The sequence below is a fragment of the Niveibacterium microcysteis genome, from assembly GCF_017161445.1.
In the GTDB taxonomy this organism is placed as follows: Bacteria; Pseudomonadota; Gammaproteobacteria; order Burkholderiales; family Rhodocyclaceae; genus Niveibacterium; species Niveibacterium microcysteis.
This window is the reverse complement of sequence record NZ_CP071060.1, coordinates 1,936,836-1,953,874: the sequence shown is the minus strand read 5'-3', so window position 1 is coordinate 1,953,874 and position 17,039 is coordinate 1,936,836. Positions and strand designations below refer to the sequence as shown.

Genomic DNA, 17,039 nt, shown 5'->3' with positions numbered 1-17,039 from the left:
CCGCCTTTGAGGGTGGCCGTGGCCTTGCACTGCAGGCCGCGCCACGAACGTCGCGCTGGCCAAGCGCTGAATTATCGCCGATTTCGCGGCACCGCACCAAGGCGTGCTATCCGCGCAACGGCCGGATCGTTACATTGCGAACCAACTCAATTACCGAGAGTCACATCGGCACGCCGTCTGCGCTGGCAAAATGCAATGCCCCGGCGCTTTCCGGGCGTACCTTTTTCGCGACACCGACCCCCATGCACAACAAGAAAATCCTGATCGCGGCGCTTGCCCTGGCAGCCGGCATCGCAGGCTATGCCTATTTCAAACCGGCCCCGACGGCAAACGCCAAGAGTAGCGAACCGACGATCAGCGTGCGCTTCGCCGCGGTCGAGCGCCGCACGGTTCCGGTGATGTTCGAGACCAGCGGTTTCGTCACCCCGGTCAGCACCGTCGAGGTGCGCGCGCAAATCGCGAGCACGATTCGCGAGGTGCTCGTCAAGGAAGGCGACACCGTTGCGGCCGGCACTCCGCTCTTTCGGCTCGATGGTCGCGCGGAACGCGCTGCACTCGACAAACTCAAGGCCCAAGCCCTTCGCGACGAGGCCCTGCTGGCCGATGCCCGGCGCACTCTGGCGCGCAACGTCGAGTTGAAGACTCGCGGGTTTGTATCGCAAGGCGTGGTCGACGGCAGCACCAGCAACGTCGATGCCCTGCAAGCGACTGTGGCGGCCAATCGCGCCGCCGTCGCCGAGGCCCAGGTGGCAGTCGACTACGGCGTGATCGCCGCACCGCAGGCGGGTCGGGTCGGCCTGATCAACGTCCGTGTTGGCAGCCTGGTGCAGCCGAGCAGCGCACAAGCGCTGACGACCCTTACGCAACTCAACCCGATCGATGTCAGTTTCACATTGCCTGAAACGCAACTTGCACGGCTGCGCGCCGCGCAGGCGCGCGGGCCGGTGAGCGTCAGCGCACACGAATCGGGTCGCACGGTGACGGGCCAGCTCAGCTTCATCGACAGCACCGTGGACAGCACATCCGGTGGCATCCGCGTCAAGGCGCGTTTCGATAACGCCGGACAAACGCTATGGCCCGGCGCACAGGTGACCGTCACGCTCACGCTGGACAGCTACGTCGACGCGCCGACGGCGCCCTTGCAGGCGATCCAGGTCGGGCCCGAAGGGCAGTTCGTGTACGTGATGGACGCAACCCAGCGCGCCAAAGCAATCCCGGTGAAGATCCTCTACCAGGACGAGCGGATCGCCGTGATTGATGGCATCGAAGCCGGCGCACAGATCGTGCTGGTCGGCGGCCAAAACCTGCGCCCGGGCTCCAAACTGAAGGATGCTGACAAGTCCAGCCCGGCGGCAGGTGCCAAGCGATGAACATTTCGGAGCTTTGCATCCGCAGGCCGGTGATGACCGTCCTGCTGTCGATCTCGGCCGTCGTTGCCGGCCTGCTGGGCTACGCGTATCTGCCGGTTGCGGCGCTGCCCAGCTACGACACGCCGACCATCAGCGTCAGCGCCTCGCTGCCCGGCGCCAGTCCGGAGACCATGGCCACCTCCGTTGCGACGCCGCTCGAGAAGCAGTTCTCGACGATCGCAGGGCTGGTCACGATGAGTTCGAGCAACACCCAGGGCTCAACCTCGATCACGCTCGAATTTGCGCAGAACCGCAACATCGATGCCGCGGCCGGGGATGTGCAGGCGGCCCTGCTGCGAGCGCAGCGCTCGCTCCCGACCGAGATGAGCACGCTGCCTTCCTATCGCAAGGTGAACCCGGCTGATGCGCCGATTCTCATCATGGCGCTGACTGCGCCATCGCTCTCGCTCGCACAGCTCAACGACTACACCGACAACCTCGTCGCGCCAGCGCTCTCGACCATCGAAGGCGTTGCGCAGGTTTCCAACTTCGGTCAGAAGAAATTTGCCGTTCGGGTTCAGGCGGACCCGGACAAGCTCGCCGCCCGCGGCCTCACGCTCGACCAGCTTGCCAGCGCAATCCACGACGCAAACACCAATACGCCGCTTGGCGTACTGCGTGGGCCGGCACAGACGCTGACGATCGACGCCAACCGGCAACTGCGTCACGCGTCGGAGTTCGCGCCGCTCATCATCGCAACCCGCAACGGCCAGCCAGTGCGGCTCTCGGAAGTCGCTACCGTCATCGACAGTGTCGAGACGGCCACCAACGCAAGCTGGGCGGATGGCCAGCGCTCGATCGTGATCGGCGTGCAGAAGCAACCCGACGCAAACACCGTCGCCACGGTCGACGCCATCCGCGCGATGCTCCCACGGCTGCAGGCCCAGATGCCCGCCTCGGTCAGCATCCAGATCATCAACGATCGTTCGCAGTCGGTGCGCGACGCGATCCACGACGTGAAGCTGACGATGCTCGGCACGATCGCGCTGGTCGTACTCGTCATGTTCATCTTCCTGCGCCACGCGGCCGCCACGCTGATTCCGTCGGTCACGCTGCCGATCTCGCTGGTTGGCACGCTGGGCCTGATGTACGTGCTGGGCTACAGCCTCGACAACATCTCGCTGTTGGGGCTCACGCTGGCGGTTGGCCTCGTCGTGGACGACGCGATCGTGGTGCTCGAGAACATCGTCCGTCACATCGAAGATGGCATGGCACCACTGCAGGCGGCCATCACCGGCGCGCGCGAAGTGAGCTTCACGATCGTGTCGATATCGATTTCGCTGGTGGCGGTATTCATCCCGATCTTCTTCATGCCTGGCGTGATCGGCCTGCTCTTCCACGAGTTCGCCGTCGTCGTGTCGCTCGCAGTGCTGGTCTCCGCGGTCGTGTCATTGACGCTGATTCCGCTGATGGGTGCGCGCTTCATGCGGCGGGAATCGGAGCAAACGCAGCATGCTTGGCTCAATGCCTTCGAACACGCGTTCGAGCGGGTGCTCGCCAGCTATCGCCGCGGGTTGGATCGCGCACTGGCGCATCGCAAGCTGGTGCTGCTCGGCGCACTTGCCACGCTGATCGCAAGCGTCTGGCTGTTCGCCGCGAGCCCCAAAGGCTTCTTCCCGCAGGAAGACACCGGTCTGGTGATGGTCAACGCGGACGCCGCCACCGACGCATCGTTCGAAGCGCTGCTCAAACATGGCGAAACCTTGATGAAGACGATCGGCGGCGACGCGGCCGTCGAGGGCTATTCAGCCGCCGTCAGCGAGTCTGGCGCCCGCATGTGGCTGCGGCTCAAACCGCGCGGTGAGCGTGAAGCGATGCCGGCGGTTATCGAACGCCTGCGGCAAAAGGTGCGAGGAATTCCGGGGGTCGATGTTTACTTCACGCCGATCCAGAACCTGCGCCTGGGCGGACGCCAGTCGCGCAGCCAGTTCCAGTACGTCATGCAGAGTGTCGGGGGCGAGGAGCTCACCGCCTGGGCGGACCGCCTGAAACAGGCCTTGATGGCCGATCCATTGTTCCGCGACGTCACGACAGACTCGCAGCTCAAGGGCCTCAATGCGCAGGTCGAAATCAACCGCGAGCGAGCGAACCTCTACGGCGTAGCCCTCGCGGACGTGCGCACCACGCTCTACAGCGCGTTCGGCGAGCGGCAGGTTTCGACGATCTACACATCTTCGGGCGACTACAAGGTGATCCTCGAACTCGCACAGGCCTTCCGGCAGGACGAGCGCACGTTGGGAAGGCTGCAAGTCAGGAACAGCGCGGGCGCAATGGTGCCGATGGCCAACCTGATCGAGGTCAAGCGGGTCGCTGGCCCGACCTCGGTCAACCATCAGGGCCAGATGCAGGCGGTAACCGTGTCGTTCAACCTTGCCCCGGGCGCGGCGCTGGGTGAAGCGACGCGCCACATTCGCGACGCCGAGCACCGCATCGGCCTGCCATCGGGCATCCTGACCTCGTTCGCCGGTGACGCGGCGGCCTTCCAGCAGTCGCAAGGCGCACAGGTGGTGCTGATCGGCGCGGCGATCCTTGTCATCTACGTGTTGCTGGGCGTGCTGTACGAAAGCTACATCCACCCGATCACGATTCTCGCCGGGCTGCCTTCAGCCGCCGTCGGTGCGCTGCTCACCCTGCGGCTGTTCGGCATGGAGCTGACGATCATCGCCAGTATCGGCATCGTGCTGCTGATCGGTATCGTGAAGAAGAATGCGATCATGATGATCGACTTTGCCCTTGAGGCTCAGCGCGCCGGTGCCTCGCCGCTGGAGGCGATCCGGCAAGCGTGCGCGCTCCGCTTCCGGCCGATCACGATGACCACGCTCGCGGCAATGGCCGGCGCACTGCCGATCGCACTCGGGATCGGTGCCGGCGCTGAACTGCGTCAGCCGCTCGGCGTCTCCGTGGTGGGCGGCCTGGTCTTTTCACAGCTGATCACGCTGTTCATCACGCCGGTGATCTACCTCGGCTTCGAAGACCTGCGCGCGCGTTTCGCCAAACCCAGGCCCGCACACGCGTGATTCGGCGCGCAATGCGAATGGCATCACGGGGGCGTGCATCGGCATGACATTAGAATCTCCGGGACTACCCGGAGATTCGACCCATGAGCGCACCACTCGACCACGCCGCCCTGTTGGCCCCGCTGCTTGCCCCCCTGCCGGGCCATAGCAGCACCGGCGAGGACATGTCCTTTTCCACGGAATTCGACGCCCTCGACGAGGCCCGCCGGGAAGACGATCCGTCCCTGGATCAGGGGGAATGGGTCACCACACTGAAAGTCGCAGACTGGCGCCGCGTCATCGATATCGCCACCAACCTGCTGACCCAACGTACCAAGGATCTGCGCGTAGCCGCCCGTTACGCCGAAGCGAATGGCCGCCTGCAGGGTTTTGGCGGGCTCGCCGAAGGCCTGCAACTCGCGGCCGGCCTGCTCGACGCCTATCCCGACACGCTGCACCCGCTACCCGAAGGCGGGGATGCCGAAGAACGTGCCGGCGCACTCGGCTGGCTGATCCAGCGCGCACTCGATGTGCTCAAGACCGCGCCCCTGCTGCAAGGCGACGGTGGCGCGCTCAGTTGGGACGACCACGAACGTGCCCGTGCCGCAGGCGCACGCGGTGAAGACAGCGAGCCACACGAACACGCGGCCCTGGCCGTCGCTTGGGACGCTGCGGCGCGCAGCACGCCGCTTTCCCGCCTTGATGCGACGCGCGACGCACTCGATGCGCTCGACCAGGCGATCCGCGCGCTGGATCGCGCCGCCGATACCGTGTTGGGTGCCGACGCGCCGTCATTCCGCCTGTTGCGCGAACTGCATGAGCGCATCCACCACCTGGTCAGCCGTCTGATCCTTGAGCGCGGCGGCAACACCGGCGCCCTCGTCAGCCAAGCGCCCGCCAACGACGCACCGGCGCATACGGCACACGCACCAGTGGCCCACCACGCCCCGCGGCAAGCGGGCGCGATGACGCGCGCCGACGCGGTCGTGATGCTCACGCAGGTGGCCGAGTACTTCCGGCAGACCGAACCGCACAGCCCGGTCGCCTACCTGGCCGACAAGGCCGCCAGTTGGGCCAACATGCCACTGCACGATTGGCTGCGCCAAGTCGTGAAGGACGACTCGGCGCTCGCGCATATCGACGAACTGCTGGGCGTTGCCCGCTGAGCACACCACCCGATACATAACGACATCCAGCCAGCGCGCGCCTGTCGTAGCATTGCCCCCTTGCCGCCGGCGCAGCCCGCGCCGAGCCATCCCACAAGGAGAGACGATGCGACACCACGCCCTCGCTGCCGCGCTGATCGCGCTGCCCGCCCTCTCGTTCGCCGCTGCACCGGCAACGCCACAGATCCCCGTCACCGACGTCTATCACGGCGTGACCGTCGTCGATCCGTATCGCTGGATGGAGGACATGAAGTCGCCGGAGTTCCAGACCTGGCTCAAGGCGCAGGCCGACTACGCCAACGGCGTGCTGACCAAGATCCCTGGCCGCGACGCGCTGCGCAAGCGCCTCGGCGAACTGGCTGATCTCGGCGAAATCACCGGCGGCTATGAGCAAGCTGCCGGCAAGGTCTTCTACCTGAAGCGGGCACCCGGCGAAAACGCCCGCAAGCTTTGGGTGCGCAAGGGTAGCGACGGCGCCGAGCGCCTGCTGCTTGACCCGGATTCAATGCCGGGCGAAGGTGGCCATCACGCAATCGACTGGTACAGCGCATCGCCCGACGGCAAGCTGCTTGCCGTGGGCATTTCGATGGGTGGCTCGGAGAACAGCGTACTGCGCATCATCGATGTCGCAACCGGCAAGCTGCTCGGCGACGCGATCGACCGCGCCGGCCTCAACGAGCCGGGCATTGCCTGGCTACCGGATGGCAAGAGCTTCTACTACAACCGCCACCCCGCCGACGAGCGTTACAACAAGAGCGCCGTCTTCCTGCACCACCTGGGCAACGATCCGGCCAAGGATGTGGCCGTGTTCGGCTGGGGCGCCACGCCGTCGCGCGAATTCGGCCTTGCCGACCTTCCGTATCTGAGTACTTCGAAGGGGTCGAAGTGGGTGCTGGCCGAGGTATTGCATGGCGACTCGGTCAATCGCTCCTACTGGATCGCCCCGCTTGAGACGGTGAAAACCGGCGACACACCATGGCGCCGCATCATCGGCCCGGACGACAAGGTCACCCATGCCGTGCTGTCGGGCTCCTCGGTCTATGCGGTCACGCAGAAACGGGCTTCGCGCCGCGAATTGCTCAAGTTCGATCTCGCCAGCGGCAAGGCCACGGTTGCGATGCCCGCGAGCGACGCCGTGCTGCAAGCCCCGATCGCCGCCAAGGACGCCGTCTTCGTGAAAGCCCTGGATGGTGGCGTGAGCCGCCTGTTCAAAGTGGACAAGTCCGGCAAGGTCAGCAGCGTCGCACTTCCCTTCGACGGCACGGTGCGTGAGATCAGCCCCGGGAACGACGGCAGCGTGCTTGTGCGCCTGGAAGGCTGGACGCGCCCGGCTCAAGTCTTGAAGATCACGGGCAAACGCGCAGAATCGACCAGCTTGCAGAAGCCGCTCAAGGTCGATACCTCGGGCGTCGAAGCCCAGCGCGTAATGGTCAAGAGCCATGACGGCACGATGGTGCCGCTGTCGATCCTGTCGCAGAAGAACGTCGCGCATGACGGCAAGCGCCCGACCATCCTGTCTGGTTACGGCGCCTACGGTATCTCGATGGAACCACGCTTCGCCGCTACCCGGCTTGCGTGGTTGGAGCGCGGCGGCGTGCAGGCAGTCTGCCATGTACGCGGCGGCGGCGAACTGGGCGAAGACTGGCACCAGGGCGGCTACATCCAGACCAAGCAGAACACCGTCAGCGACTTCATCGCCTGCGCGGAATGGCTGATCGCGAACCACTACACCTCACCCGCAACGCTGGCGGGCGTTGGTGGCAGCGCCGGCGGCATCACGATTGGCGGCACTATCACACAACGCCCGGATCTGCTGGCCGCGGCGCAGAGCGCAGTGGGCATTTCAGACATGCTGCGGATGGAAACCACGCCGAATGGCCCGCCCAACATCGAAGAGTTCGGCACCGTCAAGAACCCGGACCACTTCAAGTCGATGTATGCGATCAGCCCGTACCACCGCGTGAAGGATGGTGTGGCTTACCCGGCCGTCATCGTCACCACCGGTGCGAACGATCCACGCGTTGACGCATGGCTGCCCGGAAAATTCGCCGCACGGCTGCAAACCGCCAACCCGAACGGGAAACCGGTGATTCTGCGCGTCGATTACGACGCCGGCCACGGCATCGGCTCGAACGTCGGGCAGGCGCTCGATGAAACGGCGGACGTGTGGTCGTTCTTCCTCTGGCAGATGGGCGATCCGGCCTTCCAGCCGACACGCTGAGTGCCCTGCGGCAGGCGAGCCTTCAAGGATTTTGGCTCGCCTGCCGTAATCGTGGCTGTGCGGGGTGGAATATCGCCCCAGCCACCCCACCGGAGCCCGCGTGAAAGTACTTGTCGCCGACCCTTCGCGCTTCATGCGCAACGTGTTCGGATCGATCTTCCTGGCGCGAAACATCGAGGTGCAGACCGTTGAGAACGGTTGCCAAGCCTTGATCGCACTGGAACGCGAAGACTTCGACCTCGCCTGTGTCGCGCTCGAACTCGGCGACATGCACGCCACCGAGCTTTTGATGTGCGCCCGGGCCCGCCAGAGGTCAAACGTAGTGAGCTTCGTCGCCATCACGTCCGACCGCGAAAAGGCCCATATCGACGCTGCGCTCGCCGCCGGTTTCTCGGCCTGTTTTCACAAGTCGAACCAAGCGGCCTTTGAAGCGTACGTCGATACATGGACAGCGAGCGCAACCCGGCGGCTCAACGGCAGCGTGCTGCTGGTCGAGGACAATGAAGCGACCGCCCGGTTCTGCCGCGAAATCATGCAACACATGGGTTTGACGGTCGAGGTCAAGGCTTCGGCCGAAGCCGCCGTCGATGCGCTTCGCCATCGCAGCTTCAGTGTGGTTGTCACCGACTTCGTTCTGGCCGGCCTGCAAACGGGCCTCGACCTGATCCACTTCATACGCGCGCGCCCCGGCGCCGCGGGGCGCACGCCGATTCTTGCCCTGTCCGCGAGCGACAACGCGGGCCAGCGGATCGAGATACTGCGCGCCGGCGCCAACGACTTCGCGCACAAGCCGGTACTGCCCGAGGAACTCGAAGTCCGGCTTCGCAACCTGATTACGTTGTCCGATCTGTTTGCGAGCCTCGATGCGCAGCATCAGATGGTGAAGGACATGGCCCAGCGCGACCGCCTGACCGGGCTCTACAACCGCCACCGCCTAGAGGAACTCGCGCCCGAACTCATGGCAGAAAGCCGCCGCACGCACAAGCCGCTGTCCTTGGTGCTGATCGACCTCGACCATTTCAAGCGTATCAACGACACCTTTGGCCATGCCGCGGGCGACAAGGTGCTGATCGCCGTGGCCAGCGTGCTGCGCAACGGCGCAAGATCCGAGGATGTTGCCGTTCGCTACGGCGGCGAAGAGTTGCTGTTGCTGCTGCCAGGCCTCGACGTCAAGCAAGCGGCGCTTGGCGCCGACCGCATGCGGCGGCACATCGAAGGGCTCCGCCCGAGCGACATCCCGGTTACCTGCAGCATGGGCGTGGCGGCTTTGAAACCCGACGAAGACTTCGAGGCCCTCTTCCGGCGCGCGGACGCCGCTGCCTACCAGGCCAAGCAGCATGGCCGCAATCAGGTGATCGCGCACCAGTAGCGCGGGAAACCACGCATCCCCGAGCCCATGCGCAGCGGGCTAGAATCCCCTTGTGTGCAGAGCACAAACGGACACCACCGGGGGAGACGGCATGGACGTTCCGGCAGCGGACAACAACACCGCGCTGGCCATTGCGCAAGCGCTTATCGACGGCTTCAACCGCCACTACCGCATCTTCAGCGAGACCTCTCGCAGCGCAAAACAGCGCTTCGAACAGGCCGACTGGCAGGGTGAGTTGCGGGCGGTACGGGAACGGGTGCAGTTCTACGACGATCGCGTGAACGAGACGGTGATGCGCATGCACGCCGAATTCCATGCCGATCGCATCGACGATCGCACCTGGCAGCAAGCCAAACTGCTGTACATCGGCTTTCTGATCAACCACAAGCAGCCCGAGCTGGCCGAGACCTTCTTCAACTCGGTGTGCTGCAAGATCCTGCACCGCACCTACTTTCACAACGACTACATCTTCGCGCGGCCGGCGATTTCGACGGAGTACATCCAGTCGTACCCACCCACCTACTCAAGCTATTACCCCCACGAAGGGGGGATGCGGGCCAGCGTCAAACGCATCATCGAAGACTTTGCGTGGCAGGTGCCATTCGAAGATCTCGACCGCGACGTCGAGCACATTCTTCGCACCGTTGAGGCGCATCTAGGCGAATGGCCTGCGCGCGAGGTGAACAGCCAGATTCAGGTGCTCTACTCGCCGTTCTACCGGAACAAGGCCGCCTACATCATCGGCAAGGCGATCAACGGCTATGTCGAAACCCCCTTCGCCGTGGTCGTGCGCCACAACCCCGAAGGGCGGCTGTACATCGATACGATCCTGCTCGAACCGTGGCGGATCTCGCTCTTGTTCTCGTTGTCACGCGCGTACTTCCTGGTCGACATGGAAGTGCCCTCCGGCTATGTGCACTTCCTGCGCTCGATCATGCCGAACAAGCCGCGCAGCGAGCTCTACACGATGCTGGGCCTCGGCAAGCAGGGCAAGACGATGTTCTTCCGCGATCTGATCGCGCACCTGCTGCATTCGAACGACCAGTTCATCGTCGCGCCTGGTATCCGCGGCATGGTGATGGCGGTATTCACGCTGCCCTCATACCCGTACGTGTTCAAGATCATCAAGGACCAGCGCGCAATCCAGAAGGAAATGGACCGCGCCACCGTCAAACGCAAGTATCAGATGGTGAAGCAGGTTGACCGTGTGGGCCGCATGGCGGACACGCTCGAGTTCTCAGACGTCGCGCTACCCCGCCATCGCTTCCATCCGGACCTCGTGGCAGAACTGCGCGACGTTTGCAGCGAAAGTGTCGAGGAAGAAGGCGACACCATCGTCATCAAGCACCTCTACATCGAGCGCCGGCTGACCCCGCTGAATCTGTTCCTGGAGAAAGCCGACGCGGCACAGACCGACCACGCGGTTCAGGAATACGGCAGTGCGATCCGCGAGATGGCGCAGGCCAACATCTTCCCTGGCGACATGCTGTGGAAGAACTTTGGTGTCACCCGGTATGGCCGCGTCGTGTTCTACGACTACGACGAAATCGAGTTCATGACGGACTGCAACTTCCGCCGCATCCCGCCCGCGCCGAACGAGGATATCGAGATGAGTGGCGAGGTGTGGTACTCGGTCGCCCGCAACGACGTATTCCCGGAGGAATTCGGCACCTTCCTGCTCGGCCTGCCCAAGGTTCGGCAAGCCTTCATGAAGTACCACCCGGACCTGCTCGACGCGTCGTTCTGGCAGGACACGCAGCGTAAGATCCGCGAGGGCTACGTCGAGGACTTCTTCCCCTACCCGCAACGCCTGCGCTTCCGCCAGCTCTACGCAACGGAGACGACCAAAGCCCCGGCCGGAGAAGCGGAGCTTCTCGCCGAGGCTGAGGATTGAAACGCTGGACCGAGCCGGCCGCTCAAGCGGCCGGTTCAATCAGCGGGCGGCGTGGCGCCCGCCCTGAAGCTGTCAGGCTTCGAGCTTCGAAAGGATGCTGCGGTCGATGTGACCCGAGGCGACTTCGCGCAGCGCGGTGACGGCAAACTTGTTCTTGCTGCCATCCACCTGCGGGGTGTGGCCACGGGCAAGCTGACGCGCGCGAATGGCGGCAGCGAGGGTCATTTCGAAACGATTCGGAATCGTCTTCAGGCAATCTTCAACCGTGATGCGGGCCATGTCTTTTCCTTGTGATGCTTGCGCGTTACGGCCTTAGCCGCGGACGCGCTGTGATTTCTGCCACTGCAGGCGACGGTAGTCTTCCTCGCAGTCGCTATCGCAGAATTTCTGCCCTTCGGTCAGCGTTTCGCCACAGAAGTGGCACACACCGGTCGCCGCCAACGACGGCTCCTTGCGCTCCAGCGCCAACTTGAGGCTCAGCTCGACTTCCTGCTGGGCAACGTCTGCTTCATCCATCTTCGTACGTCTCCGCAATCTGGAAACGGAGGCAATGCTTGCCACCCGCGAAAGGGGCGGCACTTTACCAAGTTTTGAGGCTGACGTCTCGCCGGGAAGCGGATCGTTCTCCGACAGTGTGCCAGAATAGTCCGTCCTGCGTGTATCCGAGACCCCGATGAGAGCACTCGTACCGATACTGGAGGACATCGCCGCCTCGCCCGACAAACGTTCGGCCGACGCGTTGCTGGAAATCATTGCCAGCCTACGCCCGCGCGAACTTGAAGCCCCCGGCGCGGCCACCCAACGCTTGCGGGCGATGATCTCCGTGCTGCAGACGCGGCCGCACCTGGCCGAAGGGCTGCGCAGCTACCTCTCCGAAGTGTTCGCCACGCGCGTGCAGCGCTCGCTGTTCGCCGACCTCGGCATCCTGACCAACGACAGCATCGTCGGGGCCATCACCAAACGCCTGGTGGCCAAGATCCTGCCGCCGGCACACGACGACACTTACCTGCAGGACCTTTTCGCCGCACTGGTCCGCGAAGCGCGTGACCAACACTGGATCACCGAGCTTCCGGAACAGGTCATCGTTGAACTGCTGCGTGTGATCGGCTTTGGCAGCGCACGCACCGCCAACGAACGCCGGATGGACGGCGAAATGATCGAGGCGCTTCGGATCCTCTCGTTCCGTCTCGCCTCGATTGGCCTCGAGCCCGACTTCCTTCGCTACGACAGCGACGCGGCCTCGCGTGAATCCCCGTTCGTAGCCCAGACCGACGAAGTCCAGGCGCTGTCCGCGGCCGCCTTCGCCGCACTCGCCGACCCGACGCTGCCATGGCCGGATGCAAGCCACCTCGATGTGCTGCTCGATCAATGCGAGAAGCACATTGCGCGGATCCGCAAGCTCGCGCGGCAGGGAGGCGCGAGCATCGCACTGACTTACGACGCGCAGCGCGCCGGCCAAACCATCGATCGCATGCGCACGCTGGTGCGCCTTGCAGCACCCGACAGTTCCGAGGCCCAGCAGCAACGCAAGCTCGCGTTCTTCCGCGAACTGCTGCAACACGAGTCGGAAAAGAACAGCGTACGCGCGGTGCTGGTGCGCGTGACCGACCTGCTCGCTCTGCAGGTCACCGAACACGCCAGCCGCACGGGCGAGCACTACGTCGCCAGCAACGCGGCCGAGCAGAGTCAGCTGTTTCGCGCGGCGGCAGGCGCCGGCTTGATCGTCGCCTTCATGGCAATCATCAAGATCTTCAGCGCCAAGGCGCATCTGCCACCGCTATGGGAAGCCGTGGCATTCAGCCTGAACTACGGGCTGGGTTTCATCGTGGTGCACCTGTTCCATTTCACGATTGCGACCAAGCAGCCGGCCATGACCGCCGCACTGATCGCCGCCACGATGGACGAAGCCAAGGACGGCAAGCCGCCGCTCGATCGCCTGGAGACGCTCATCATCGATGTGCTGCGCAGCCAGTTCATCGCGATCCTTGGCAACGTGATCGTGGCGTTTGCGGTCTGCCTCGGCATCGGCTTCGCCTGGCCCTATCTGTTCGGGCAGCCCATCGTGGACGCCACCAAGGCCAACTCCTTGCTGCACGACCTGCGCCCGGTCATGAGCATGGCCATCCCCCACGCTGCGGTGGCCGGCGTCTGCCTGTTCCTGGCCGGCCTGATCTCGGGCTACTACGACAACAAATGTGTCTATGCGCGGATCCCGCAACGCATCCGCCAGATCCCGCGGCTGCGGCGCTGGCTTGGTGAGTCACGCCTGAACCGCATGGCGGGTTACATCGAAAACAACCTCGGCGCGCTGATGGGTAACTTCCTGTTCGGTTGCATGCTGGGTTGCATGGGCACGATCGGCTTCCTGCTCGGCCTGCCGCTGGATATCCGCCATGTCACGTTCGGCGCCGCCAACTTCGCCTATGGCATCACGGCGCTCGGTTTCGATGTGCCGCTTTACCTGCTGGTCAGCTGCGGTGTCGGCGTTGCGGCGATCGGCCTGACGAACCTGCTGGTCAGCTTCAGCCTTGCCCTCTACACCGCAATGAAATCGCGCAAGGTGCGCTTCGGCTACAGCCGGCAGTTGTTCGGGCGGGTGCTGCGACACATCGCGCAGCGCCCGCATGACCTTCTCGTCGCGCCGAAGCCCATCCGCCAGCCTCCCGGGCAGTAAATCGGACAGCCTCACGCCAACCGTAGCAAGGCCTGCGCGTGTGCCGGGCCTTGCAATGTATAATTTGCGGTTTTTCCGAATTCGTCTGGAGCGCGCCCATGGCCCGGCCCCCACGCTTGCAGCGTGCGCTGCCCCCCAAGGGGGTGCCCGCCTCCTCGAATCGGTTCATCGGAGGCTGATATGGACGCAGAACGCATCAACGCGATCGCCAACAAGCTCGAGGATCTGAAGACCCGCGAGCACGCCCTACGGGGGTATCTTTGACTACGAGACCAAGCATCGCCGTCTCGAAGAAGTCAATCGCGAACTGGAAGACCCGAACGTCTGGAATGACGCCGCGCGGGCTCAGGAACTAGGCAAGGAAAAGAAGACCCTCGAAGGCGTGGTGCTCACGCTCGACGACATCGTCGCGCGCATCACCGACTGCCGTGAGCTGTTCGAGATGGGCCAGGCCGAAGAAGACTGGGACACCGTCGAGGCAGTCGACGCCGATGTCAGCGGTGTCGAAGAGGTCGTGGTCGGCCTCGAATTCCGCCGCATGTTCAACAACCCGATGGATCCTCGCCCCTGCTTCATCGAAATCCAATCCGGCGCGGGCGGCACGGAGGCGCAAGACTGGGCCGGCATGCTCGAACGCATGTACCTGCGCTACTGCGAGCGCAAGGGTTTCACGGTTGAACTGCTGGAAGAATCCGAAGGCGAAGTCGCCGGCATCAAGAGTGCCACGATCAAGGTCAGCGGCGAGTATGCCTACGGCTACCTGCGCACCGAGACCGGCATCCACCGCCTGGTGCGCAAGAGCCCGTTTGATTCCAACGCTCGCCGCCATACGAGCTTCTGCTCGGTGTTCGTGTTCCCGGAAGTGGATGATTCGATCGAGATCGAGATCAACCCGGCCGATGTGCGTACCGACACTTACCGCGCCTCGGGTGCGGGCGGTCAGCACATCAACAAGACCGACTCCGCGGTGCGCCTGACGCACATCCCCAGCGGCATCGTTGTGCAGTGCCAGAACGACCGTTCGCAGCACCGCAACCGCGACGAGGCCTGGCAGATGCTGCGTGCGCGGCTGTACGAGGCCGAACTGCGCAAGCGCCAGAGCGAACAGCAGAAGCTGGAAGACACCAAGTCCGACATCGGCTGGGGTCACCAGATCCGCTCCTATGTGCTCGACCAGTCGCGCATCAAGGATCTGCGCACCAACTACGAAGTCGGCAACACGCAAGCTGTGCTCGATGGCGACCTGGAAGGCTTCATCCAGGCCAGCCTGAAGCAAGGCGTCTAAGGAGACCGGGGCGGCTGTACTGCCCGCCCCGCCCTGCATGCAAGACGCACACATCCACGACCCGGCGCAGCCGCGCAAGACCGCCACTGACATTGGCGGCACGCGCCGTCACGCCACCATGGCGCAGACCGATTCATGGCAGGCCGCGGTGGATGGCGGTGCGCTGGATGACTTTCTCGCTGCCGGCGTCACGCTCGACGATGTGCCGGCGCTGTGGTCGCTGGCCCGCGCGCAGTCACTGATCGCCGCCTTCATCACGCTGTTCCGCGGTGGCGAGGAAGAAGTCTTCATCCGCCTGCACGTGCTGCGCGAGATGGGCGGCCGCGCCGAGACCCCGCGCTGGGGCCCGGACGAACTGCGCCGCCACTTCGCCTACCTCGACCCGATCAAGCTCGAAACCGTGCTCGCGCGCTTGCGCGAAAACGGCCTGATGGTGTTCGGCGAAGACCGCCAGTACCAGCTCACTGATGCCGGCCGTAACGCAATGGCGGCAGTGTCCGTGCTGCTGCGCTTCGGCGAGGACGAAGACGCCGAACTGGGCTTCCTGACCACCCAGCTCGCCGGCATGCAGGTAACGGGCACGGTCACGCCCGAAGTGCTGCAACACCTGCTCGCCAAGCTCAATGCGCTGAGCGAGTCCTTCGAGGAAGCGATCGCCTCCGGTTCCGAATTCCGCATCGTCGAAGCCCGCAGCCGCCTCTCGGCCAATATGCGCTGGCTCGACAAGGGCACCGGCATCCTGCGTTCGCTGCTTGATGTCGAAGAGGTAACGCCCGAGATCGGCCGCGTCGCCCATGCGATCGGCCTCGCACAGAGCAAGCTTGCGCGGGTTGATGCCGCCTTCCAGCGCGCGCTCAACAAGATCGAATCGCAACGCGTCACCTTGGGCGAATCGGGCGTGTCCTCATCGGACGTGATGGTCTGGCTGCGCGGCAAGTCGACCGCCGAGATCGCCGCACTGGCAAACAACGCCCTCGGTGCCGCACCGCAGACGCAATTTGTCGCCGGCGGTCATGAGTTGCTGGACCGTGCCGAAAGCGCGCTGTCCGAAGACGTGCAACGCATGGAAGCGGACAACAGCCTGCCGACGCCGCAGACGGTCGACCAGAACCTCGCGCCCGAATCGGAAGACCTGTCGCTGCTGTGGAAGCTCACCGACCGGCTGATCAACGTCGCCGAAACAGCGCCCGCGCAGCGGCTGGTGCTGGGTGGCGGGTTCGCGCCGGCGAGCTACCGCCTTTCACTGCTGTCTCTGTTGGGTGGTGTGGAAGCCCAGGCCGAAGGCCCGGTTGCCGACCTCACGCAACTCCCCTACGAACTCGTTCTTGAGGATCACCAGATCCCGGTGCATCAGGACGAAGTCGCCACCATGTCGGCGGGCGTGGTCCGCCGCCGCGACAGCTAAGCAGGCCTACCGATGCGCCAAGGCACGATCACCCAATGGCATGACGACAAGGGTTGGGGGCTCATTGCGCCCGACACCCGTGGCGAACCGCTGTTCTTCCATATCAAGGCGTTTGAGCCGCAGACGCGACGACCCCAAGTGGGTTTGGCGGTGATCTACCTCGCCGGCGTCGATGCCAAGGGGCGCGCACGTGCGACCTCGGTCAAGGCGCCCGCGTGGATGGGTTCTGCCGACAACCAGTCGCGCCAGCCGCGCGGCGGCCGCGGAGCACCGACATTCCCTTGGTTGGCAGGCCTGGTTGCGCTGGTCGTGCCGCTGGTGGCCTGGCAGTTGAGCGGCACGATGCTGCTCGGCGCCGCCTATGCGGTGATGAGCGTGATCTCGCTACTCGCCTACAACCTCGACAAAAGCAAAGCAGCAGGCGCGGGGCGACGGACTCCGGAGTCCACATTGCATCTGCTGGACGTGGCATGCGGGTGGCCGGGCGGCCTGCTGGCCCAGCACATGTTCCGCCACAAGAATCGCAAGATGTCCTTCCAGGCTGGCTTCTGGTTGACCGTCGCGCTGAACGTCGCGGCCGTCGCCTACCTCCACCCAGCGCTTTCTGCACTTCACTGACG

The 17,039-nt window shown here is 64.4% G+C and carries 12 protein-coding genes; 10 read left to right on the top strand and 2 right to left on the bottom strand.

Annotated features, from left to right (window positions below):
- Positions 1–242: 242 nt before the first annotated feature.
- From JY500_RS08900 to aceK, 6 genes are all read left to right on the top strand, one after another.
- Positions 243–1,370 carry an efflux RND transporter periplasmic adaptor subunit gene (locus JY500_RS08900; protein ID WP_206256101.1) on the top strand — a complete coding sequence of 376 codons (1,128 nt, stop codon included), beginning with the start codon at positions 243–245 and terminating at the stop codon, positions 1,368–1,370.
- Positions 1,367–4,426, top strand: coding sequence for an efflux RND transporter permease subunit (locus tag JY500_RS08895; RefSeq protein WP_206256100.1), 3,060 nt, complete (start codon positions 1,367–1,369; stop codon positions 4,424–4,426). Before JY500_RS08900 ends, JY500_RS08895 begins: the two co-directional genes overlap by 4 nt.
- Positions 4,427–4,509: 83 nt before the next feature.
- Positions 4,510–5,571 (top strand): type VI secretion system protein TssA, encoded by a 1,062-nt coding sequence (gene tssA, locus JY500_RS08890; protein WP_206256099.1) that lies wholly within the window; start codon positions 4,510–4,512, stop codon positions 5,569–5,571.
- Between the two features lie 106 nt (positions 5,572–5,677).
- Positions 5,678–7,792, top strand: a complete 2,115-nt coding sequence (locus tag JY500_RS08885) for a prolyl oligopeptidase family serine peptidase (protein ID WP_206256098.1) — start codon at positions 5,678–5,680, stop codon at positions 7,790–7,792.
- A gap of 100 nt (positions 7,793–7,892) precedes the next feature.
- Positions 7,893–9,161 (top strand): GGDEF domain-containing protein, encoded by a 1,269-nt coding sequence (locus JY500_RS08880; RefSeq protein WP_206256097.1) that lies wholly within the window; start codon positions 7,893–7,895, stop codon positions 9,159–9,161.
- A 91-nt stretch (positions 9,162–9,252) separates the two neighbouring features.
- Entirely contained in the window at positions 9,253–11,055 is a 1,803-nt protein-coding gene (gene aceK / locus JY500_RS08875) for a bifunctional isocitrate dehydrogenase kinase/phosphatase (protein WP_206256096.1), read from the top strand.
- 72 nt (positions 11,056–11,127) lie between these two features.
- Here aceK and rpoZ read toward each other — a convergent pair whose 3' ends face one another.
- Both rpoZ and JY500_RS08865 read right to left on the bottom strand, forming a co-directional pair.
- Complete coding sequence (gene rpoZ / locus JY500_RS08870) at positions 11,128–11,334, bottom strand: DNA-directed RNA polymerase subunit omega (protein WP_172203053.1); 207 nt, start codon at positions 11,332–11,334, stop codon at positions 11,128–11,130.
- Between the two features lie 33 nt (positions 11,335–11,367).
- Positions 11,368–11,571, bottom strand: coding sequence for a DUF2116 family Zn-ribbon domain-containing protein (locus JY500_RS08865; RefSeq protein ID WP_172203054.1), 204 nt, complete (start codon positions 11,569–11,571; stop codon positions 11,368–11,370).
- A 157-nt stretch (positions 11,572–11,728) separates the two neighbouring features.
- Between JY500_RS08865 and JY500_RS08860 the strand changes: the two genes are divergently transcribed.
- The 4 genes from JY500_RS08860 to JY500_RS08845 all read left to right on the top strand — a co-directional run bounded on the left by JY500_RS08860 (position 11,729) and on the right by JY500_RS08845 (position 17,037).
- Positions 11,729–13,729: a site-specific recombinase gene (locus JY500_RS08860; RefSeq protein WP_206256095.1), complete on the top strand. Its 2,001-nt coding sequence runs from the start codon at positions 11,729–11,731 to the stop codon at positions 13,727–13,729.
- A 180-nt stretch (positions 13,730–13,909) separates the two neighbouring features.
- A protein-coding gene (gene prfB / locus JY500_RS08855) for a peptide chain release factor 2 (RefSeq protein ID WP_172203056.1) occupies positions 13,910–15,014 on the top strand; the annotation gives its coding sequence in 2 pieces (ribosomal slippage) (positions 13,910–13,990 and positions 13,992–15,014; 1,104 coding nt in all).
- A gap of 37 nt (positions 15,015–15,051) precedes the next feature.
- Complete coding sequence (locus tag JY500_RS08850; RefSeq protein ID WP_343073464.1) at positions 15,052–16,419, top strand: hypothetical protein; 1,368 nt, start codon at positions 15,052–15,054, stop codon at positions 16,417–16,419.
- A 12-nt stretch (positions 16,420–16,431) separates the two neighbouring features.
- Positions 16,432–17,037, top strand: a complete 606-nt coding sequence (locus JY500_RS08845; protein ID WP_206256094.1) for a DUF1294 domain-containing protein — start codon at positions 16,432–16,434, stop codon at positions 17,035–17,037.
- The last annotated feature ends 2 nt before the right edge of the window (positions 17,038–17,039 follow it).

What these genes read in the sequence shown, in the direction of transcription:
- aceK (WP_206256096.1), top strand. Translation starts at nt 9,253, where the DNA reads ATGGACGTTCCGGCAGCGGACAACAACACCGCGCTGGCCATTGCGCAA.
- rpoZ (WP_172203053.1), bottom strand. Translation starts at nt 11,334, where the DNA reads ATGGCCCGCATCACGGTTGAAGATTGCCTGAAGACGATTCCGAATCGT.
- JY500_RS08860 (WP_206256095.1), top strand. Translation starts at nt 11,729, where the DNA reads ATGAGAGCACTCGTACCGATACTGGAGGACATCGCCGCCTCGCCCGAC.
- JY500_RS08850 (WP_343073464.1), top strand. Translation starts at nt 15,052, where the DNA reads ATGCAAGACGCACACATCCACGACCCGGCGCAGCCGCGCAAGACCGCC.
- JY500_RS08900 (WP_206256101.1), top strand. Translation starts at nt 243, where the DNA reads ATGCACAACAAGAAAATCCTGATCGCGGCGCTTGCCCTGGCAGCCGGC.
- JY500_RS08885 (WP_206256098.1), top strand. Translation starts at nt 5,678, where the DNA reads ATGCGACACCACGCCCTCGCTGCCGCGCTGATCGCGCTGCCCGCCCTC.
- JY500_RS08865 (WP_172203054.1), bottom strand. Translation starts at nt 11,571, where the DNA reads ATGGATGAAGCAGACGTTGCCCAGCAGGAAGTCGAGCTGAGCCTCAAG.
- JY500_RS08895 (WP_206256100.1), top strand. Translation starts at nt 1,367, where the DNA reads ATGAACATTTCGGAGCTTTGCATCCGCAGGCCGGTGATGACCGTCCTG.
- tssA (WP_206256099.1), top strand. Translation starts at nt 4,510, where the DNA reads ATGAGCGCACCACTCGACCACGCCGCCCTGTTGGCCCCGCTGCTTGCC.
- JY500_RS08845 (WP_206256094.1), top strand. Translation starts at nt 16,432, where the DNA reads ATGCGCCAAGGCACGATCACCCAATGGCATGACGACAAGGGTTGGGGG.